Annotated in this window: 20 protein-coding genes; 17 read left to right on the top strand and 3 right to left on the bottom strand. The window is 45.5% G+C overall.

What is annotated here, in order from left to right:
- The first annotated feature begins 145 nt into the window (after positions 1–145).
- The 7 genes from ACYQ2E_RS03630 to ACYQ2E_RS03600 all read left to right on the top strand — a co-directional run bounded on the left by ACYQ2E_RS03630 (position 146) and on the right by ACYQ2E_RS03600 (position 5,030).
- Positions 146–922: a formate/nitrite transporter family protein gene (locus tag ACYQ2E_RS03630; protein ID WP_460016699.1), complete on the top strand. Its 777-nt coding sequence runs from the start codon at positions 146–148 to the stop codon at positions 920–922.
- Positions 919–1,485 (top strand): N-acetyltransferase family protein, encoded by a 567-nt coding sequence (locus ACYQ2E_RS03625; RefSeq protein WP_460016698.1) that lies wholly within the window; start codon positions 919–921, stop codon positions 1,483–1,485. Before ACYQ2E_RS03630 ends, ACYQ2E_RS03625 begins: the two co-directional genes overlap by 4 nt.
- 94 nt (positions 1,486–1,579) lie before the next feature.
- A complete protein-coding gene (locus ACYQ2E_RS03620) occupies positions 1,580–1,789 on the top strand; it encodes a helix-turn-helix transcriptional regulator (RefSeq protein ID WP_460016697.1) in 210 nt (69 codons plus the stop codon).
- A gap of 20 nt (positions 1,790–1,809) precedes the next feature.
- A complete protein-coding gene (locus tag ACYQ2E_RS03615; RefSeq protein WP_460016696.1) occupies positions 1,810–2,349 on the top strand; it encodes a hypothetical protein in 540 nt (179 codons plus the stop codon).
- Positions 2,349–2,513 carry a hypothetical protein gene (locus ACYQ2E_RS03610; RefSeq protein WP_460016695.1) on the top strand — a complete coding sequence of 55 codons (165 nt, stop codon included), beginning with the start codon at positions 2,349–2,351 and terminating at the stop codon, positions 2,511–2,513. The genes ACYQ2E_RS03615 and ACYQ2E_RS03610 overlap by 1 nt, the downstream gene beginning before the upstream one ends.
- Before the next feature lie 199 nt (positions 2,514–2,712).
- Positions 2,713–3,645 carry an ABC transporter ATP-binding protein gene (locus ACYQ2E_RS03605; protein WP_460016694.1) on the top strand — a complete coding sequence of 311 codons (933 nt, stop codon included), beginning with the start codon at positions 2,713–2,715 and terminating at the stop codon, positions 3,643–3,645.
- The gene (locus tag ACYQ2E_RS03600) at positions 3,642–5,030 is read left to right on the top strand and encodes an ABC transporter permease (RefSeq protein ID WP_460016693.1); all 1,389 of its coding nucleotides are present in this window, start codon (positions 3,642–3,644) and stop codon (positions 5,028–5,030) included. Before ACYQ2E_RS03605 ends, ACYQ2E_RS03600 begins: the two co-directional genes overlap by 4 nt.
- 72 nt (positions 5,031–5,102) lie before the next feature.
- Here the strand turns inward: ACYQ2E_RS03600 and ACYQ2E_RS03595 are convergent, their stop codons facing one another.
- Both ACYQ2E_RS03595 and ACYQ2E_RS03590 read right to left on the bottom strand, forming a co-directional pair.
- Positions 5,103–5,843, bottom strand: coding sequence for an amino acid ABC transporter ATP-binding protein (locus tag ACYQ2E_RS03595; RefSeq protein ID WP_460016762.1), 741 nt, complete (start codon positions 5,841–5,843; stop codon positions 5,103–5,105).
- On the bottom strand, positions 5,840–7,978 hold the full coding sequence (locus ACYQ2E_RS03590; protein WP_460016692.1) for an ABC transporter substrate-binding protein/permease: 2,139 nt from the start codon (positions 7,976–7,978) through the stop codon (positions 5,840–5,842). Before ACYQ2E_RS03590 ends, ACYQ2E_RS03595 begins: the two co-directional genes overlap by 4 nt.
- Before the next feature lie 403 nt (positions 7,979–8,381).
- On the opposite strand from ACYQ2E_RS03590, the gene ACYQ2E_RS03585 reads away from it, so the two are divergent.
- From ACYQ2E_RS03585 to dltD, 5 genes are all read left to right on the top strand, one after another.
- Complete coding sequence (locus tag ACYQ2E_RS03585; RefSeq protein WP_460016691.1) at positions 8,382–8,597, top strand: teichoic acid D-Ala incorporation-associated protein DltX; 216 nt, start codon at positions 8,382–8,384, stop codon at positions 8,595–8,597.
- A gap of 138 nt (positions 8,598–8,735) precedes the next feature.
- The gene (dltA, locus tag ACYQ2E_RS03580) at positions 8,736–10,244 is read left to right on the top strand and encodes a D-alanine--poly(phosphoribitol) ligase subunit DltA (RefSeq protein ID WP_460016690.1); all 1,509 of its coding nucleotides are present in this window, start codon (positions 8,736–8,738) and stop codon (positions 10,242–10,244) included.
- 2 nt (positions 10,245–10,246) lie between these two features.
- On the top strand, positions 10,247–11,473 hold the full coding sequence (dltB, locus tag ACYQ2E_RS03575) for a D-alanyl-lipoteichoic acid biosynthesis protein DltB (protein WP_460016689.1): 1,227 nt from the start codon (positions 10,247–10,249) through the stop codon (positions 11,471–11,473).
- A 22-nt stretch (positions 11,474–11,495) separates the two neighbouring features.
- Positions 11,496–11,735, top strand: coding sequence for a D-alanine--poly(phosphoribitol) ligase subunit DltC (dltC, locus tag ACYQ2E_RS03570; RefSeq protein ID WP_460016688.1), 240 nt, complete (start codon positions 11,496–11,498; stop codon positions 11,733–11,735).
- Positions 11,725–12,993, top strand: coding sequence for a D-alanyl-lipoteichoic acid biosynthesis protein DltD (gene dltD, locus ACYQ2E_RS03565; RefSeq protein WP_460016687.1), 1,269 nt, complete (start codon positions 11,725–11,727; stop codon positions 12,991–12,993). Before dltC ends, dltD begins: the two co-directional genes overlap by 11 nt.
- Positions 12,994–13,078: 85 nt before the next feature.
- On the opposite strand, the gene ACYQ2E_RS03560 is transcribed toward dltD, so the two are convergent.
- Entirely contained in the window at positions 13,079–14,164 is a 1,086-nt protein-coding gene (locus ACYQ2E_RS03560; RefSeq protein WP_460016686.1) for a M24 family metallopeptidase, read from the bottom strand.
- Between the two features lie 254 nt (positions 14,165–14,418).
- Between ACYQ2E_RS03560 and ccpA the strand changes: the two genes are divergently transcribed.
- The 5 genes from ccpA (at position 14,419) to ACYQ2E_RS03535 (ending at position 21,739) form a co-directional block, all read left to right on the top strand.
- Positions 14,419–15,414, top strand: a complete 996-nt coding sequence (gene ccpA, locus ACYQ2E_RS03555) for a catabolite control protein A (protein ID WP_460016685.1) — start codon at positions 14,419–14,421, stop codon at positions 15,412–15,414.
- Between the two features lie 183 nt (positions 15,415–15,597).
- Complete coding sequence (locus tag ACYQ2E_RS03550; protein ID WP_460016684.1) at positions 15,598–17,184, top strand: LPXTG cell wall anchor domain-containing protein; 1,587 nt, start codon at positions 15,598–15,600, stop codon at positions 17,182–17,184.
- 99 nt (positions 17,185–17,283) lie between these two features.
- The gene (gyrA, locus tag ACYQ2E_RS03545; protein WP_460016683.1) at positions 17,284–19,860 is read left to right on the top strand and encodes a DNA gyrase subunit A; all 2,577 of its coding nucleotides are present in this window, start codon (positions 17,284–17,286) and stop codon (positions 19,858–19,860) included.
- Complete coding sequence (locus ACYQ2E_RS03540) at positions 19,847–20,917, top strand: FAD:protein FMN transferase (RefSeq protein WP_460016682.1); 1,071 nt, start codon at positions 19,847–19,849, stop codon at positions 20,915–20,917. Before gyrA ends, ACYQ2E_RS03540 begins: the two co-directional genes overlap by 14 nt.
- Before the next feature lie 102 nt (positions 20,918–21,019).
- On the top strand, positions 21,020–21,739 hold the full coding sequence (locus ACYQ2E_RS03535; protein ID WP_460016681.1) for a class A sortase: 720 nt from the start codon (positions 21,020–21,022) through the stop codon (positions 21,737–21,739).
- Positions 21,740–21,769 lie beyond the last annotated feature (30 nt).

Below are 21,769 nucleotides of genomic sequence, written 5' to 3'. Positions count from 1 at the left end.
CGTTTAAAAACAGATTTTGCCGCAGAATCTGTTTTTAAGCAGGCTTTTTCAGCAAAGTTATGGTAGAATTAATCATAATTTTCTCCCGAGAAAAGCCAAGCTCTCGAGCGAATGCGATTCCAATCGAAAGAGGTCTTAGAAAAAAATGAACAGTCCCGCAGAAATACTGGCTGCAACCATCCACCACGGCGTCGATAAAGTCCGTCGTCCATTACTCGAAAAAGCCGTGCTCGGATTTATCGGCGGCGCCATGATTTCCATGGGCTATCTGCTTTATATCCGCGTGATTGCCAGTGTGGCCGAGGACTGGGGAAGCTTTGCCAGCTTTATCGGCGCGGCTGTTTTCCCTGTCGGCCTTATCGTCATCCTGCTCGGCGGCGGCGAGCTGATTACCTCGAACATGACGGCCGTCACTACGAGCCTGCTGGCAAAAAAAGTCTCTTTGTCCGATTTGCTGAAAAACTGGATTGTTATCACTATTTTCAACGTCATAGGTGCAATTTTCGTGGCATTTGTTTTTGGACACCTCGTCGGATTAACTGCGACAGGAGATTTCAAAGTCGAGCTGATTCACCTGGCTGAGGGAAAACTTGCAGCCAACTGGTATCAGTCTATTCTCTCAGGCATCGGCTGTAACTGGTTTGTCGGACTGGCCATGTGGATGTGCTACGGCGCACGCGATGCGGCTGGGAAAGTGCTGGCCATCTGGTTTCCTGTGATGACCTTCGTCGCCATCGGCTTCCAGCACAGTGTGGCAAACGCTTTCCTGCTTCCGGCTGCAATCTTTGAAAACGCCGTGACCTGGGGTCAGTTTGCCGGGAACTTTGCCCTCGTTTATATCGGTAACATCATCGGTGGCGCAGTCTTCGTGGCTGTCCTCTATACTTTAGGCTTTAAACGCCAGATGGAAGGGCTGAAATGAAGTTCAGACTTGCATGCCCCGCGGATGCGCCGGAGATATTAGACATTTATCGTCCTTATGTCGAGAATACGGCGATTACTTTTGAGTATGACCCGCCCTCAACAGAGGAGTTTAGCGCACGGATTGAGAAAACTTTGGACAAGTACCCATATATTGTCGCAGAAGATGATACGTCGGGTAAGCTTGCCGGTTATGCTTATGCATCGCGTTTCCGGGAACGCATCGCCTACGACTGGGACGTAGAACTCTCGATTTACATCGCCGGGAATCAGCGCCGTCATGGCCTCGGAAGACAGCTCTATCAAAAACTCTTTGCCATTCTGGAAGCTCAGGGTATGAAGAAACTCTACGCGAACATCACCTGGCCCAATCCAGAAAGCATCGGCTTTCACGAGGCGCTAGGCTTCAGCGAAGTCGGCCTTTTCAAGAACTGCGGCTACAAGTTCGGCCAATGGTACGGGACGATTTTCCTGGAACTGGATTTGAACGCAGACAAAGCTGTTGAACCGGTCAGATGGCTGCCCAGTCTGACAGAGACCGAAATTACAGAGATTTTGAATTAAGTTCAGAATCTCTTTTTTAAAACAAAAAGTATACTATACTTGACAAATAGAAAAATATAACATATAATTTGTCTATGAAGAAGCGAGGCGTGCCATGAACAAGAAAAATTTAAAATTAAAGGCTGCCAGAACTTTGAAAGGCTTGAATCAGGCAGAACTGGCAGAAAAAGTCGGTGTCACCCGCCAGACGGTTGTGGCGGTTGAGTCCGGCAAATACAACCCGACAATCAATCTTTGCATTGATATTTGCCGCGAACTAGGCTGCACGCTTGACCAGCTGTTCTGGCCGGAAGATGAAAATTAAGAGTTGGATAGGAGATTAAAGTGAGGTTTTCAAGTTCATTTATGATTGGTTTTATCGCTGCGATTATAGGTCTTACTGTTTGTAGGATTTTGGTGAGAAAAACTCGTGCCAAAGATATTTTCAACAATAAATATGATGAGCGCCAAAAAGTACAGCAGGGACAAAGTGCTCTTCACACTTTGATTTTTACGGCTGGTCTGCTGCTTTTAAGCGGTATTTTGTCTGAGCTTCTTGACTATCAGTTGACGCTTCTCACTCAGAATATATTAATTATTGCGATTTCATCAGGTTTCTTTGTCGTTGAACAGCTGGTACGCGGTGCCTATTTCGGTGTGAATTTTACAGATAAAAAACTTCGTTTTTTCTGGCTTTTCTGGCTTTTCTATACTGCAATTGCTGTTGTCTGGACATTCAGAACCATTAGTAACGGCTCCCGCTTAATACAATCGGGCGCACTTACTTCGGACGGCTTCGCGATACTGGTTTACTGGTACATTGTCCTGATTTACGGACTGATTGTAGCCGGCTGGTTTTTAGGAAAACGGGGGAATAAAAAATAGTGCGCGGCTCATATTTTGCCATCAATTTCAGCGCTCGGAATTTCAAAATTCTGGTGCTAATGTGGTTCGGCCTTACAGCAATTGCTGTGGTGCGAACAGCAGCATTAATTGTTAAAAGCGATTTTCATCTGATGAAAGCTGTGGATTTCACAGGCGACGGGTAATTTTTACTGCTTTATTGGTATGCTGTCTTAATTTATGCTTTAGTCCTGGCCGATTGGCTATTGGAAAAGCGGAAAGGCAAGACTTAATACACAACGTATTAATACTTACCTCTGAAAGTGTTCAGTAAATCCTCTCAGTTCAAAAATTTGATATTATGTATCACCTGTATTATAATCTATAATGCAAAAAGGAGAATAAATGTCTTTAGAAATTGAAAACGTCACCAAAAGATTTGGCGACAAGCTGGCTGTTGACAACCTGTCAATGAGCGTTGAACCGCGTCAGGTCATGGGCCTGATTGGTCAGAACGGTGCCGGCAAAACTACCACATTTCGGATGATTCTGAAATTCATCGCGTTGGACAATGGCAGCATTAGCTGGAACGGTGAGCCGATTACACAGACCGTCAAGAGCCGGATTGGTTTTCTGCCCGAAGAGCGCGGCCTTTACCAGAAAATGACTGTTGAAGACCAGATTGTCTACTTTGCCGAGCTTCACGGCATGAAACGTGCCGACGCCAAACTCAAACTGAAAGAATGGTTCAAGCGGCTGGAAGTTGTGGGTAAAGTGACGGACAAGGTTCAGTCTTTGTCGAAGGGTAATGCTCAGAAAGTTCAGTTTATCGCGACACTGATTCATGAGCCGGACTTTCTGATTCTGGACGAGCCTTTTACAGGACTTGACCCCGTCAACACAGAACTTTTGCGCAACGAGATTAAACGTGCGCGTGACAATGGTGCTGTGGTTATTTTCAGTAATCATAACATGTCAGATGTTGAGCTCCTGTCTGATAATCTGACCATGCTGAAAAACGGCAAAGTCGTGCTGCAGGGCGGCGTACAGGAAATTCGCGAGAGCTACGGGCGGACGCGCATATTCTTAGATTCGCCGATTTCCGACGAAGAATTACGCACAATTGACGGCGTTCTCAGCATTGAAAAAAACAATTCCGGCCGAATCATCCAAATCAGAGAAGAAGCAGTCGGACACGAGATTTTCCGGCGCGTCTCAACTTCTGGCTATGTCCCTGCTTTCATGCAGACCCCGCCAAGTCTTGATGAAATCTTCCGCATGGAAGTCGCAGTTGAGGACAATCAGTCAGTTGCAGTAGCGGAAGGAGCAGTAAAATGAACGGACAAACCTGGTTAGTTGCAAAAAATACTTATCGTAACAAGGTCAAGAGCTTCGGCTTCTGGTCTATGGTGCTCTCCCCATTTCTCATGGTGGCAGTCTACATCGTTATCGGTCTTTTTATAAGCTCCGGCTTCACTGAAACAGGGAAACTCGCGGTAGTGGACAATGCGCCGATTGCAGCAGCACTGAAGGCAGACAAATCGCTAAACAGTAAAATAAGCGAAGCGTCAGATGTAGAAAGCGCTAAAACAAAGCTGACAAACGGTGACATTGACGGTTATCTAACTTCAGACAATGGAAAATACACCATTGTATCAACAAATAAAACATCCAATAAGTTCGACCAGACAACTTTCAAAAGTGCCTTAACTCAAATTCAAATGCAGCTGACAGCCGGTCAGCTAGGTCTCTCAGCGACAGACCTGCAAAAACTGATGACACCTGCCAGTCTGAGCATGGAAACTCAAAGCAGCAAGGGCAACGGCAGCGGCGGTGATGCCAGAATGGGCGCGAACATGGCCGTTTCAACCGTGACAGCAGTCATCATCTTTGTTTTCCTTATGATGTATTCAGGCATGGTGGCTCAGGAAATCGGCAATGAAAAGTCAAACCGTATCATGGAGACGCTGCTCGCCGCCACTTCAAGCAATGTCCAGTATTACGGAAAAATTCTTGGTATTATTCTCCTTGCTTTGACCCAATTTCTCTTTTATGGCATAGGATTCGGCATTGCCTACCCTTTCATCAAGGATATGGACACGGTCAAATCAATTGGCGGTCTGATTTCAGGAATTAATTTGAGTTTTGGTATCTATGCTTTCCTGATGGCCTTCTTCGGCATTCTTGGTTACCTCTTTGTGGCCTCAATCATTGCCAGTCTCGTCAATGAACAAGCCCAGGTACAACAAGCTGTACAGCCGCTGACTTTCTTCTCGATGATTGGTTATATTGGCGGTATCGCAGGTGCTGCAGTGCCCGGCAATGTGATTCTCCGTGTTCTGGGCTTCATTCCATTTATCAGCCCGACCCTGATGACCAGCCGTTATGCGATTCAATTCTCTTCCACAACAGAAGCTTATATTGCCCTGGTCCTGCAGATTGTCGCCACAGTGGCGATTGCTAAACTGGGCGAGCGAGTCTACGCCCGTAACGTACTGTCTTACAGTGACGACAAAATTCTCAGCCAATTCTTCAGAAACCTTCGGGGCGGGGAAAATGCACCTGCACCAAAAGCTAAATCAGGAGATGAAAGCGCTCCGAACTCCAGCGGAAGGTTCAAAAAGAGTTACCTGCAGAGGCAATCACTGCCAGTGCGGCTGCTAATCGCTGCTTTGATTGTTATTTTTGTTTTCCTCATGCAGTATCTGTTTAAAAAGAACTAAAAATAAACATACAAAAACCAGTCAGAAGTTACTCATATTCTGACTGGTTTTTTGCTTTATTCAAAATATTCCTCAGACATTCAGAACCTTGTCCAAAAATTCCCTGCAGCGCTCAGTCTTCGGATGGTCAAAGACCTCCTCAGGCGTCCCGTCTTCCAGAATAACGCCGCCGTCAGTGAAAAGCACACGATTGGCCACACGGCGGGCAAAGCCCATCTCATGCGTCACAATAATCATCGTTGTGCCGTCGTCCGCAATACGGCGCATCAAATCCAGCACATCTCCGACCATTTCCGGGTCCAGCGCAGAAGTCGGCTCGTCGAAGAGCATGACATCAGGGTCCATCTCCAGCGCACGGATAATCGCAATACGCTGCTGCTGACCGCCAGACAGAGTCGCAGGCATAACATCCTTAAACTCCGTCATACCAATAGCCTCAAGCAGATAGTTCGCTTTTTTCTCGGCCTCGGCCCGATTCATTTTTTTCAGGCTGACTGGCGCATAGACAATGTTCTCAAGAACCGTCATATTCGGAAAAAGGTTGAAATGCTGGAAAACCATGCCGACATTCTGCCGGACTTTGTTGATGTTCGTGTTCTTATCGGTCAGATTGTAGCCGTCAAGGATGATTTCGCCGGAAGTAGCTGCCTCCAAGCCGTTCAATGTTCTGAGAAAGGTGGATTTGCCTGAGCCTGAAGGGCCAATGATACAGACAACGTCCCCTTTTTTAAATTTCAATGAAATACCTTTGAGGACCTCATTTTTACCGTAGAATTTATGTAAGTCCTGAACTTCAATTTGTGTACTCATTATTTCATGCTCCTTTCGATACGTCTAGCAATCAGTGTCAGAATTTCAATCAGAATCAGGTACATCAGCCCGACAATCGCATAGACATAGAATTGCTGGAAGTTACGCGCCATAATGATTTGGCCGGTAAGCAGCAGCTCAGTTAAACCGATAACTGAAACCAGTGTGGTATCTTTCAGCGAGATGATGAACTGGTTGATTAAGCTTGGCGTAGTAATCTTCAAAGCCTGCGGCAAGATGACTCGGCTCATAGTGCGCACATAAGGCACACCCAGCGAGCGCGACGCCTCCATTTGCCCCACAGGCACAGCCTGTACACCACCGCGAATGATTTCAGCGATATAAGCCCCCGCATTCAACGTCAAAGCAATCACACCAGCCAGGAATTCATTCATCGGACTCTGATGCCCCGTCACCATTTGAATCAGGTTCGGCACACCATAGAAGAGGAAGACAGTGAAAACCAGAAGCGGAATGCCACGGATGAAGTCAATGTAGATACGTGCGATGATACGCAGCGCGCGCACAGGACTGACAATAAAGAGACCGAAGATTGTACCCAGAATCATCGCCAGAACAAAGGAAATCAGTGCCAGTGCAATCGTGACGCCAAGCCCCTGGAGAAGCTGTTTCCAGTTGTTCTGAATGATTCCCCAGAATGTAGATTCGTCCACGGTTGATGTGGTATCAGTATCAGATTTCAGATATTTATTGACGATTTTGTCATACTCGCCAGAGCTTTTCAGGTAAGCGTAACCGTCATTAAACATGTCGATGAGCTCAGTGTTAGTTCCTTTTTTAACCGCAAAGCCGAACTCGCCCTCTTCAATTGGAGCAAGCGGAAGCGCGAATTTCTGCCCCTGTTTAATGGCGTATCTCAGTACAGGCTCGTCGTCCATGATAGCGAAGACAGAGCCGTTACGCAGCGAGGAATAGAGAGTTGAGGCGTCAATGAAAGGTTTAACTGTAAATCCATAAGTTGAGGCATGAGAGCTGAGATAATCATAAGAAGCAGTGCCTGTCTTGGCTCCAAGTACTTTTCCTTTCAAATCCGACCACTTTTTAACTGAATCCTGGTCCGCGTTAAGAACGGCAAGGGTCAGATTTGAGGAATAATAACTGGTTGAGAAATCGAAAACTTTTTTTCTGGCATCTGTGATGGTCATTCCGGATATCATGGCATCGGCTTGCCCGGATTGAACCGCATCAACGGCCGGCTGGAAGCCGACATGATTCCATTTTATAGTAAAACCTTCGTGCTTGGCAATGGCATTCAGCAGGTCGACATCAATTCCTGTATATTTTTTGTTTGCATTCTGGAACTCAAAAGGTGCAAAGGAATTGTCGGAAGCGATGACGTACTGGGCTTTCTTTGGCGTCGGCTTACTTGGCGTTGCCCCGTACTTAGCCAGAATTTTATCGTACTCCCCACTCTTTTGAAGCTGAGCCAGTGCTTTGTTGAAGCCGTCAATTAAATCGGCGTGTGTGCCCTTCATGACGGCGAAGCCGTAGTAGCCGATGACAATCGGGCTCATGTTGACCGCGATATCCTCGCCTTGCTTAGAAGCATAAGAGAGCACAGGATATTCGTCCATGGCCGCATCAATACTGCCGGTCTTTAAAGCTGCCAGCATAGCTACGCCGTCAGCGTATGTTTTGACAGTATAACCATACTTGCTTTGATTGTCCTGCAGCCATTTTTGGGAAATGGTTCCATTTTTAGCGCCGACTTGTTTTCCGGCCAATTGGCTGGGCTCAGTGACTTTGTTTGCTTTTGTAGTCGCAACGACAATTGAAGAAGGATAATAAGGCGTGCCGAAGTCAAAAACTTTTTTACGGTCATCTGTAATCGACATCCCGGCAATGACAGCATCAGCTTTTCCTGCCTGCAAATCATTGACAGCCGCATCGAATCCAGGATAACTCATTTTGAGCTTCCAGTCATTAATCTCAGCCACACGTTTCATGATTTCAACATCAATACCAGCCCATTGCTGGTCAGAATTCTTAAATTCGAAAGGTGCATAGGCGATGTCTGATGAAACTTTAACGACAGTCTCGGCTTTAGCAGGGGCCGTGAAGAATAGGCCAGTCAATATAAAAAAACAGGATAGAATGGTATAAATTATCTTTTTCATCAGTTAAATCTCCTTTAGTGATAGATATACGTTTAATAGATAAATAGTAATCGTCGAATATAACGAATAAATGACCAGAATTGGACATTGTTCAATTATATCATAAATTCTGAAAATTCCAAACTCACTAGAATTGCATTAATATACTATTTTGTATGTTGTCATTTTATCATAAAAAAAGTTTCTGTCAAACTTTCATGTTAGAAAATCTTACATAGATAAACGAATAAGGCTTGTCCTAAAAATTAATGAAGGCTCATGAATGAACTGTTTCGACGTCAACCCAGCATTAACTAAAAGATTTCATATTGATTTTTTTGTTAGAAAACTTAAATTGAGCTTAACCTTACATTTTGGTAAGGTTAATTTAATCAAAAGGTGGTAAAATACTAATTATTATTTAATGACATGGCGAAAAAGTAAGAACATTGTCCAAAAACTATTCTTTAAAATACGCACATGCGTCAACATTTTCAATAAAGGACGTAAAATGAAAAAAAACGAGCTTCTTAAATTTATAGGAAAAATCATCTTTTATTTTGTAGTCATTGTCTGCCTGCTTTATTTATATTCTTATAGCCACACAGGCGGTGCCCACTTTATTTACGATGAATTTTAACGCTTTGGCAAAAAAACTGCCGCAAATACTTAGAAATATGAATCTTGAACACCTGTGCGGACGCTGTTCAAAGCCGAGCTCTTGAGCGGATGCTATTCAAAGCCGAGCTCTTGAGCGAATGCTATTCAAAGGAGACAAATGAATTTATTAGAACAAATCCTAACCATTGCTAAAAAATACCCCAATCGAATTGCACTGGCAGAGACAGAACGCGAATATACCTACCTTGAGTTATTTACTGCGATTGCGCAAATATCAGACCAAATTACCGCTAAAAATCCGTCCGAGCGTCCAATACTGGTATTGGGCCGAAACGATTTCATCACATTAGCCGCAATGCTGGCAGTAAATCTGACAGGACGTGCTTACATCCCAGTTGACGCCCATACGCCGTTTGAACGCGCCGAAATGATTTGGACAGCCTCTAAACCCTCAGCAGTATTGACAACAGTTTTGCTGACATCTGAATTTGATGCACTTTTTTCAGATAGAATTTCAGTGGACACAATCGCAGAAACAAATACAATTTCCAGCGAAGTTTTTCCGGAGATTGACCTCAGCCGTGCCGTATCAGGTGCTGACAGCAATTATATTATTTACACCTCAGGGACAACAGGCGTCCCCAAAGGAGTAGAAGTAAGTCATGACAATCTTGCCAGCTTTATCCGCTGGATGAACCATGATTTTGAGCAAATTGAGCAGAATCAGATTTTGTCACAAGCCTTATACAGTTTTGATTTGTCGATTTTCAGCCTTTATCCAAGCTTGACGACAGGAGGAACACTCATCTCGCTTTCCAGGGACGAGACCACAAACTTCAAACACTTGTTTGACCGCCTGAATTCCACTGTTATCAATACTTGGATATCTACGCCGTCTTTTGTTGACATCTGCTTGCTTGACCCGTCGTTCACGCAGAAAAATCATCCGGAAATGCAGCAGTTCATCTTCTGCGGTGAAGAGCTGACAGTAAAGACGGCAGCAAAACTATCAGCAGCCTTCCCGGCAGCAAGTATTTTCAACACTTACGGCCCCACAGAAGCGACCGGTGCGATTTCATCTGTAAGAATCACTCAAGAAATACTGGAGGAAAATGACCGTCTGCCGATTGGTTATGCCAAGCCCGGAGTTGAAGTGCAGATTATTGAGAGTGAAATTGTCATTATCGGTGATTCTGTCGCCAAAGGTTACTATGAAAACCCGGATAAAGCTGTCACTCAAGCCTTTTTCACAATGGACGGCAAGGCCGCCTATCATACAGGAGATGCCGGCTCCATCAGCTCAGACGGCCTTCTTCACTACCAAGGGCGAATTGACTTCCAGGTTAAGTTTAACGGCTTCCGGATTGAGCTTCAAGATATTGAATCAAACTTGCAGAAACTTGCTGATGTTGAAGGCGCAGTTGTTTTGCCCGAGTATAACGAGCAGCACAAAGTTACCGCACTTGCCGCCTATGTAAAGACACAGCAGGATTTCCCGGAGAAAGCAGAGGAATGGGCTTTTACGAAGAAGATAAAACGCGAGCTTTCACAAACAATTATGGATTATATGATGCCGACTCGTTTTACCTATCTTAAAGATTTCCCGCTTAACCAAAACGGAAAAGTAGACCGTAAAGCACTCGCGGTTAAAAAGCGGGAGGAATAACCGTGCAGCCATATTCAACCCCATTCTACTTTGTACTGCTTGTTTCAGCACTTGTGCCCGTTATTATTTCTCACCTTTTCGGAAAAAAACTCTTGTGGTACCAGTATCTCCTCACCTTTGTCTTTCTTTGGATTACATTTTCAGCGACCAACACTATTTGGGCAGTCATCGGCTTTGGGATTTTTCAGACTTTGCTCATCAAAGCCTATGAGTGGTACCGGGTGAAAAAACAGAAAAATCAGACGGCGGTGTTTTATTCGGCTGTGCTTCTATCAATTGTCCCGCTTTTTATTGTTAAATTGTCGCCTTATCTCAGTGGTCCGGGAAGACCCTTGTATATCATCGGGTTTCTGGGAATTTCCTATGTGACATTTAAGACGGTGAGTATGATTATAGAAATTAGAGATGGTCTGATAAAAGAAGTGCCGCTCAAAGATTTTCTGTATTTCCTATATTTTTACCCGACCATTTCATCGGGACCGATTGACCGTTTCCGAAGATTCAGCAAAGAGTTGAATTCGCCGGTTAAGGACAATTACGGAGATTTGCTTAATAAAGGCGTCTTTCGTATTTTTCAGGGATTTCTTTATAAGTTCATCATCGGCTATTTACTTGATCAGTATTGGCTGCACGGTATTGCGATTGCTGCAGTGATTCATCCGAATTTTTGGACAATCACGCAAGCAATGTATGCCTATGGCCTCTATCTCTTCTTTGATTTTGCAGGCTATTCTCTATTCGCACTTGGAATAAGTAACCTGATGGGCTATGATTTGCCGCAAAACTTCAATAAACCTTTTCTGGCTAAAAATATCCATGATTTCTGGAACCGCTGGCACATGACCTTAAGTTTCTGGTTCCGGGACTTCGTTTTCATGCGCCTGGTCAAGACTTTCATGGTGAAAAAATGGTCAAAAAATATGGTAACTATTTCCAATGTCGGTTACCTGGCAAACATGCTTCTCATGGGACTCTGGCATGGGCTCACCTGGTACTATGTGCTTTACGGGCTCTACCATGCCGTTCTCATGATTGTTTACGATGCCTGGCTTCGACTCAAGAAAAAAAGAAAATGGAAAATTCCGAATAACAAATGGACGGCAGCACTCAGCATCTTTATCACTTTTAACCTAGTATTTATCGGATTTTTAATCTTTTCTGGCATTCCTAATTACATCCTGATGCGTCTGCATGAGCCAATGGCTCACCACCAGCTCCCGAATTTCTAAAAATTAAAGAAAGAAGAAAAAAATGAACGAACAAGTATTTGACATTATTGAAAGAATCGCCGCGACCGATGAATTCCGCGAGGACTTGGAGATGGACCTCTTTGAAGAAGGAATTCTTGATTCAATGAAAGCAATCATGCTCATTGTAGAGTTAGAGGATGCTTTTGGTGTCAGTCTTCCGCCCTCTGAAATGGACCGGGAAAACTGGAATACTGCCGGCAAGATTGCGGCTCGAATTCAGGAAAAACTAGATGAAAAGTAAACTTTTTAAAGTGTTCGGGCCATTGGCAGGGGCATTTTTCCTGGTTGTTCTGTTGATTTTTCTTCCCTTGAATCTTGGAACGAAATATTCTCATAAACAACTAGAGAAATTTGCTCAGTCGCCTTATGATACGCCGAGTTTTACCGGTTATTCAGTCAAAAAACAAGTTTTTTCAGACCCGAGCTTTCTGCCGATTTTAGGCTCTTCAGAATTAGGACATGTGGACCCTTTTCATCCAAGTGTCTATTTTTCAAAGTATCCGGCAGGATTCACGCCATACTTGGCCGGACAGCCTGGAACAACATCATTGACTCAGTTCTTCTATGTGAAATCGGCCGCAGAACAGTTGAAAAACCATAAAATGGTGTTCATTATCAGTCCGCAATGGTTCAGTGCGCACGGGGTAAAAGAGGGAGAGCTTGCGAACTTCATATCGAAAGGTGAAATTTACAGCTGGATGAAGACTGCCGACCCGAAATCGGAAACTACGGCAGAGCTGGCAAGACGCCTGCTTAGCTTCAATTTTCTGAAATCTGAGGAAACAATTCATGCCGTGCTGAAGCGTTTTGCCCAAAAGCAGAAAATGACCTACTGGCAGAAAGTTTCAGTATCCAGTTCCCTTCAGTTTTGGAGAAAAGAAGACCTCATGTTCTCCGGCATCTCACAGCTGACGGCCAATCACATCGGACTTTACCCTAAAATAAAAAAATTGTCCCGACTGCTTCCGAAACAGCCGGACTTGGACAAGCTTGATAAATTAGCATATTTAAAGGCAGAAGAAGCTTCGAATAATAACTCTTTCCGGATTAACAATAAATTCTGGAAAAAAACACAGCGCTCTCCATCTAAAATGATCAAGAAGGGGAGATTAGAGCAGGTAAACTACATGGAAAGCCCGGAATATACTGATTTTCAGCAACTTCTCAATGTATTTGCAGAAAATCATGACGATGTCCTGTTTGTGATTCAGCCAGTGAATGGAAAGTGGGCCAAATACCTCGGCTTACCTGAGCAGAAGCTGAAAAACTTCAGCCAAAAAATCCGTAAGCAGCTGACAGCGCAAGGCTTCAACAATATTACGGACCTGACAGATTTGTACAACACGCCCTATGCAGTCGGCGACACGATTCATATTGGCTACAGAGGCTGGTTAAAAGTAGACCAGGCAATTGAAAAGTTCATGAAGCAGCCCAGTGAAGTCAACTATAAACTTGACAATTCACGCTTTTTGTCGAAAAACTGGGCATTAAATGAATGACAGGCAGATAAAAACGAGTACAAATAATTGCTCATAAACAGAGAATCATGTACTCGCTTTATTTTTCAACAGTCAGAAAGAGGATTTAGAAAATCATCAAGTCCTTTGAAGTGTGCGTCAGAACCTCAGTGCCAGTCTCCGTCACATACAGACAGTCCTCGATGCGAACGCCGACCTTGTTTGGAATGTAGATACCAGGCTCATCGGAGAAGCACATGCCAGGCTCAATAATCAGCTCTTCGCCCTCAACGATTGACGGATATTCGTGAATGTCCATGCCGATGCCGTGACCCAGACGATGCGTGAAGTATTCACCGTAGCCGGCCTTAGTAATCACGTCACGTGCGACTTTATCAACACTTGCAGCTGTCACGCCAGGTTTGACATAATCCTGAGCCGCGAGCTGAGCCTCAAGAACAATCTGGTAGATTTCACGGTCAAAGTCAGAAGGCTCGCCCAAGGAAATCGTACGCGTTGCATCAGAGTTATAGCCGTTTTTGATAACACCCAAGTCAAAAAGAAGAAGTTTGTTCTGCTCAACCACGAATTCCTCAGGAACACCATGCGGATTGGCGGCGCGGGCGCCAGACAGAACGATTGTCTCAAATGACATGCCGGGCACGCCGAGCTTCTTGATGCCGAATTCAATTTCAGTAGCAATCTCAATTTCAGTGATTCCAGGCTTTTGTGCAGCCTTGAAGCCGATTTCAAAACATTTATCGGCATAATCGCCAGCTACAATCAGCTTTTCAATCTCATCGGCGGATTTGATTAAGCGCATGCGGCTAATCAGCGGGCTTAGATTGACAAAATCAGCCGAGAAAACGGATTTCAAACCTTCCGTCTTCAGCATGGTGATGTCAGCGAACTCCACGCCGATTTTGCGGATATTAAGCCCTGCGACCTTATCCTTAATCATCTGCCAAGGATTTTCAGAGTCAACGTAGCCGAAGACTTCAAAGTCAACCTTGCTGCGGGTCATTTCGACCTCTAAAGCAGGTGTGAAGAAGAGCGGCTCACGGTCAGGAAAAATCATGAGACCAGCGATACGCTCGTGCGGGTCCATCTCGACGCCCGTCAAATAGTTCATCGTCGTAGGATTTGTGATGAAGGTCATATCGACCTCTTTGCCGTTCAAAGTGTCGGCAATTTGTTTAATTTTTGTATTCATAGCCTTATTTTCTACCAAATTCGGCAAAAATGCAAGTCAAAGCTTTAAGAAATCTTAAAAATTGTACAAAAAACGCACAAATCACAAAAAATGCAAGCTTTATACTTGAAAACCTTTTCAGAAAATAGTAAAATGAAACAAAATGTAAGTTTCAGGAAAACGGAACATTTGTTTGAATGAATTTTCAAAAGCGAATGTGAAAGTTGTTCCTAAAGCTGAGCGTTCGCGCGAAGCTATTCATTCTAAGGAGAAACATGGAAGAAAACACAATTACAATTTATGACGTCGCGCGTGTTGCCGGCGTCTCAATGGCCACAGTCAGCCGCGTCGTAAACGGCGTTGCCAACGTCAAAGAAAGTACACGTAAACGCGTGCTGGATGTCATTGAGGAACTGGATTATCGTCCGAATGCTATTGCCCGAGGTCTGGCCAGCAAACGCTCAACCACAATCGGCGTTATTCTGCCGTCCTTCACACACTCTTATTATTCACGAATCATCGTGGGTGTAGATGACATCGCACGTATGTACAGCTATAATCTCCTGGTTGCCAATTCTGACGGCGACAGCGAAAAAGAAATTTCACTGGTCGATGATTTTGCAACCAAACAGGTAGACGGCCTGATTTTCATGGGAGATACACTGACAGACAAGCTGCGTGCCCGTTTTTCACGCCTGCGCACCCCTGTTGTGTTGGCCGGCATGATTGACGAAGAAAACAAAATCCCAGCCGTCAGCATTGACCACCGTAAAGCAGCAGAAGAAGCTGTCGGTATTTTGGCGAAGGAGCATGAGAAGGTAGCCCTGATTACTGGTCCTCTGGTAAACGCGATAAATGCAGAGCGTTTTGAGGGCTACAAAGCTGCTCTTAAGGCGCATAAGCGTGAGTTCTGCGAGCTGCAGGTCATTGAGACTCCTTATACATACAAGTCCGGCTACAAATTAGTTGACCGCGTGCTGGCAACCGGTTCAACTGCCGCTTTTGTAACAGATGATGAAGTTGCAGCGGGTCTCCTTAACGGCCTGCTTGACGCGGGCGTGGACGTACCTGGTGATTTTGAAATCATTACCTCAAACAACACAATTGTCACGAACTATACACGACCAAACCTGACCAGCATTGACCAGCCTCTATACGATGTTGGCGCTGTGTCGATGCGTTTCTTGACGAAACTTATTAACAAAGAGGAAATTGACGAGAAAATCGCAGTTTTACCTTATCGTATGGCGATTAAAAAATCGACTAAATAAAAGCTCTTGCAGCTGATAAAAATATTCTATTTTAGAAATGGAATATTTTTATTTTGCTGGTAAATCGGAAAAACTTCAGCAAATTTGACATTACAGCTCTTTTGCGATAAAATATATTAATTAATGAGATTCTGATTATTAAGGAGAGTTATGGAAAGAAAGCCGTTGAGTCGTGTTCAAAGGATGAAATCTAATAAACTTGCTTTTAGAACCTGGAAAACTGGTAAAAGCTGGCTTTTTGCTTCGAGCACGCTTGTTTTGGTTGCAGGTGGTGCAGCGGTATTTCCTGCACACAATGTACAGGCAGATGTAGCAAATACGGATACTTCTGCGCAAACCCAGAGTCAAGCACAAATTCAAAGTCAAAACAGTAACTCGTCTGCCTCTGTCTCATCCTCTCCCATTTCTTCTGCTAGTGCGACTGCGGATAAGGTTGCTGAATTAGAATCAAGTTCTAAAGCTGCTTCAGCAGCCGTGAGTGCTGCACAAGATACACTTGTATCTACCGTATCAGATTATTATCAGGCTTCAAGTGCGGCGGAAAATGCAGCCTCTTCGCTAGCCGTTATTCAAAGTAATGTCGCCTCTGACCAATCTCAGGTTCAGTCTGCAACTTCGCAGAAAAGCCAAACGGCAGACAGTCTAGCTGTCATTAATAAAACGATTGACCAGCTGAATAACAGCGTTGCTTCTGATAACTCGGCAGTGAGTTCGGCAGTTTCAAATTCACAGCTTTCTTCTGCGGCGGTTCTATCTGCTCAAAGCAGTGTAAATTCAAATGCTTCAGTAGCTAGTCAAGCCGCTGATGCTGCTAGCTCTGCAAGTGCTGCTTACTCTGAGGCAAGTATAGCTGTATCGTCTGCGCAACAAGCTGCACAGAGCGAATCTGACAGCACCCAAAGCTCATCCGCTGCGGATAGCCTTGCAAGCTCTGCCTACCTGTCCAGTTTAACAGATAAATTATCCAATGCACAGGCAGCTCTGAATAAGGCCAATGAAAATCTGAGCACCGCTCTAACAAACTTATCAGCAGCGCAAATGGCCTTGTCTGGAGCGGAGAGAGCCTCTGCAGCAGCAGCTGAAGCGTTAGCCAATGCAAAGGCAAAGTTAGAGGCTGATAAAAAATTACTTTCTGATGCACAAACTGCCCGTGAGACAATCATGACTGATTTAACGGCTGTGAGTTCTGAAATTCAAGCGGCTCAGGAACAATTAGATGCGGACTTAGTCAATTTAGCAAATGCCGAATCCGCCAATGATAAAGCTTCCGCTGATTTTAAAGTACTTATTCAGAAAGTTATCAAAGCAAATGATGATTTGCTTGCGGCTAAAGAGCTGTCTAGCTCGCTCGCTTCTCAATTGCAGGATGCTCTGAATGCTTCATCATCCGCAGCGTCTTCAGCATCAAGTCAGGCCTCTTCCAGTTCAAGTTCTTCATCGGCTGGCTCATCTGCAGCTTCTCTAATTGCCTCCTCTGTCGCCTCATCAGCAGATTCTCATGCTGTGAGTTCAGCACCTGCTTCAAGCGCATCAGTTGCTGTTTACCTGCCCGGACGGAAATCAGCCGCTGTTTCAGCAGCTTCCTCCAACGCGGCTGCGGCTACATCGACTGCCTCATCTCCTCGTTCATTTTCACTCTCGAATGTAAACTCAGCAGCTACGGTTTTTCCTAAAACTGGTGAAAGCCGCAATCTACTTCCGCTAGCCGGCATAATGATGCTGGCAGGTGCAGTGACACTAGGAACAGCTTACCGGAGAAGAAGATATTAAGAAAAATTCCCACTAGAAAATAGATAAAAAGCCAGCAAAATACTGGCTTTTCTGCTATAATTAAACTATCTATAAACTTGTGCTGTTAGAAAGTGGATAATGGAAGATAAAAATGTAGTAGAAGTCAATCTGGCAAAGGAGATGCGCTCGAGCTTCATCGACTATGCAATGTCGGTTATCGTGGCGCGTGCTCTGCCGGACGTGCGGGATGGTTTAAAGCCGGTTCACCGGCGTATTTTATATGGCATGAACGAGCTCGGCAATACGCCGGATAAGCCGCATAAGAAGTCAGCGCGTATCACGGGCGATGTCATGGGTAAATACCATCCGCACGGCGACAGTTCCATCTATGAAGCGATGGTGCGCATGGCGCAGTGGTGGAGCTACCGGCACATGCTGGTGGACGGCCACGGCAACTTCGGCTCAATGGACGGAGACGGTGCGGCTGCCCAGCGTTATACTGAAGCCCGCATGTCAAGGATTGCCATGGAAATGCTGCGCGACATCAATAAAAATACGGTTGATTTCGTCGAGAACTACGACGGCTCTGAAGTTGAGCCTGTTGTGCTGCCGGCACGTTTCCCGAACCTCCTGGTTAACGGCACGACCGGTATCGCCGTCGGCATGGCAACCAATATCCCGCCGCATAATCTGGGCGAGACAATTGAAGCAGTTGATATGCTGATGGAAAATCCTGATGCGACAACCCGTGATTTGATGACAGTGCTGCCTGGCCCCGATTTCCCGACAGGCGCAATTGTCATGGGCAAATCCGGCATTTACAGGGCATACGAAACGGGCAAAGGCTCGATTACTTTGCGTGCTAAGACTGAGATTGAGACAACATCCTCAGGCAAAGAGCGCATCGTTGTCACCGAGTTTCCTTATATGGTCAATAAAGCCAAGGTACACGAGCATATCGTGAAACTGGCGCAGGAAAAACGCATTGACGGCATCACAGCCTGTCGGGATGAATCTTCCCGCGAAGGGGTTCGCCTGATTGTCGAAATCCGTCGGGATGCATCTGCCAGCGTGGTTCTGAACAACCTCTTCAAGCAGACACAGCTTCAGACAGGTTTCAGCTTCAATATGCTGGCCATTGAAAACGGCACACCGAAGATTCTCTCGCTCAAAGAGATTCTGCAGGACTACATTGCCCACCAAATCGAAGTGGTGACGCGCCGGACGATTTTTGATAAAGAGCGTGCAGAAGCGCGGGCCCACATTTTAGAGGGACTGATTATTGCCCTCGACAATATTGACCGGATTATCTCGATTATTCGCGGCTCACGCACGGATGCGCTGGCTCAAGCAAGCATGATAGAAGAGTTCGCCCTGTCAGAGAAGCAGTCTCAGGCGATTCTCGACATGCGTCTGCGCCGCTTGACGGGCTTGGAGCGCGACAAGATTGAAGCAGAATACCAGGAATTATTGAAGCTGATTGCTGATTTGGCTGATATTCTAGCGAAACCTGAACGTGTCAGAACAATTATCCGCGAAGAAATGGAAGAAATCAGGCGTAAATTCGCAGACCCGCGCCGTACCGAGCTCCAGGTCGGAGAAGTCCTGTCACTCGAAGACGAGGATTTAATCGAAGAAGAAGACGTCCTGATTACCCTCTCAAACAAAGGCTACATCAAGCGCCTGTCCAATGACGAATTCCGTGCGCAGAAGCGCGGCGGACGCGGTGTCCAGGGAATGGGCATGTCCGACGACGATTTCGTAAGGCACCTGATATCAACGAGCACACATGACCACCTCCTGTTCTTCACCAACCAGGGCCGCGTCTACCGCATGAAAGGCTTTGAAATCCCTGAATACGGGCGTACCGCCAAAGGCCTGCCGATTGTCAATCTGCTCAAACTCGACGAAAACGAAAAAATCGCCACCATCATCAACGTGAACGACGAACACGCCGAGTACCTCTTCTTTACGACCAAAAAAGGCGTCGTCAAACGAACCTCAACCGGCCAGTTCGCCAATATCCGGACGAACGGCTTAAAAGCGCTGAACCTGCGTGACGGCGACGAGCTAATCAATGTTCTGCGCGTTTCTGACGAGGACGAGATTATCATCGGGACACACGATGGTTATTCAGTCAGATTCAAGAGCAATGTTGTGCGCGACATGGGCCGTTCGGCCTCAGGAGTTCGCGGAGTCAACCTGCGTGACGGCGACTTTGTCGTAGGCACATCGACCGTGAACGACTCCCAAGAAGTCTTAGTCATCTCCGAAAATGGGCTCGGCAAGCGTACCAGTGCCTCAGAATACCCGACTAAAGGCCGCGGCGGCAAAGGTATCAAAGTCATGAATGTGACTGTGAAAACCGGCAAATTAGCCGGCTTAACTGCCATTAAAGGCGACGAAGACATGATGGTCATCACTGACACAGGTGTAATTATCCGTACCAACGTCGCAAACGTTTCACAAACCGGCCGCGCCACACAAGGCGTCAAAGTCATGAAACTGGACGAAGGCGCGCAGATTGTCACCTTTGCCCTAGTTGAACCTGAGCCCGAAGCTGAAGACATTGCAGGCGAAACAGAAAACACAGAAAATATGACCAATACAGCAGAAGTGTCAACAGAAGCGAACGCCTCAGATAACTCACTGGAAAAACTGCTCACTGCCGCCGAAAAACTAGAGGACGATGAAGAAACAGATGAAAAGATTTAGTCTCTTCCTGCTGACGGCTTTGTGTGCACTGATTCTGGCAGCCTGCGCTAAAAGCGAGGACAAGCTGCTGGAAAATCCCTACGTCAAACAGGTTGACACTATGGGCACGATTGTCAAAATTACAGACTATACGCCAGACACAGAGACAGCCGTTAAATCTGCCCTTAAAATTGCCGAGAATTACGATAAATGGGTGACCATCAATCAGTCTGGTTCATTGATTGATGAAATCAACGCGAATTCTGCTGTCAAACCTGTAAAAGTCAATGACGGCGTGTATCAGCTGATTAAGGCTGCCTATGACCTGTCCAGCAGGAAAACCGGCTTTGATGTCACCATCGGCCCATTGACACAGCTCTGGCACATCGGTTTCGACGATGCCAAAAAGCCGTCCCAGACTGAAATCGACCAGGTTCTGCCGCTGATAAACTACAGATTTCTCAAGCTTGACGATAAAAAGAAAACCGTCTATTTAACACAAAAAGGCGCACAGCTGGATTTGGGCTCTATGACCAAGGGCTACGTGGCGCGTCTGATGAAAAACGAGCTGGCAGACGGCGGCGTCAAAAATGCCATCATCGACCTAGGCTCGTCCAGTCTCTATGTAATGGGACATTCACCGCGCGGCGCAAAAGAAGCCTGGAATGTCGGCATCAAAGACCCGAACAATCCGAACGGCGACAACATCGGCCTGCTGACAGTTCAGGACCAATTCGTCTCAACCTCCGGCATTTACGAGCGTTACCTGGATGTGGACGGCGTCAAGTACGCACACATTCTGAATCCGAAAACAGGTTATCCCTTTGAAAATGACATTCAGTCAGTTTCAATTGTAGGTAAAGATAACTTTTCTTACGGAGACGGCGTGACGACCGCAGTTTTTGCACTCGGCACGAAAAAAGGCTATGATTATGTACTGAAAAATAATCTGCAGGCCATTTTTATCGATAAAAATGATAAAATCTATGTAACGCCGGGCTTGAAAGACAAGTTTACGGTCAATTCTGACTCAAAATACAAGATTGCCGCTATCAGCACACTCAAAGATAATGGTTAAGTCTAAATTAAGTTTGTAGGACTAAATTAGTTTTATTCATTGTGCCGAAATATGCGCAATGTAAATGAAGCTAAAAAGTCGAATGCCATTCAAAGGAACCGTATGAAAAAAAGAAAACGCTGGATTGTGAATATCCTGATTGTGCTGCTGTTAATAGTAGGACTATCTCTCATTTTCAGTAAATCCATCCGCAACATGCTGATTGCCAACAAAACTAACAGCTATCAGGTGTCAAACTATACAGCTGATAAGCTGAAGAAAAACACCGAGACCAAAGCAAATTACAATTTTGCTCAAGTCAAAGCTGTTGATTTTACTGAAGTTGCCGGCACCCAAACAGCTCAAAATTTCCCCGTTGTCGGAGGGCTGGCGATTCCTGCTGTTAAAGTCAACTTGCCTGTTTTCTTGGGAGTTGATTCTCCGCAGCTGCTCTACGGTGCCGGTACCATGAAAGAAAATCAGGTTATGGGGCAGGGAAATTATGCCTTAGCCGGCCACCATGTCTTTGCCATTGCGGGCGCCTCAGATCTGCTCTTTTCGCCGCTTGAAAAAGCGAAAGAAAATATGAAGATTTATCTGACGGATAAAACTGATATCTATGAATACACGATTGATAAGGTTTATACAGTCGCGCCGGAGGATGTGGCCGTCATTGATGACCATGAGGGGCAGACAGAGATTACTCTGGTGACCTGTACAGATGCTCAGGCAACTAACCGAATCATCGTGCACGGCGCATTGACAAATAAATATGCCTTCAGCAGCGCCTCAAAAGATGTGCTCGACGCATTTGAGATGAAATATAATCAGGCACAGTGGTAATTTCTGCTTGTCAAGTTTTTTACTTGACAG

It is taken from the genome of Lactovum odontotermitis (genome assembly GCF_054658595.1).
Note: the sequence above shows the minus strand (reverse complement) of the source record. Positions and strands in the feature narration are given on the sequence as shown.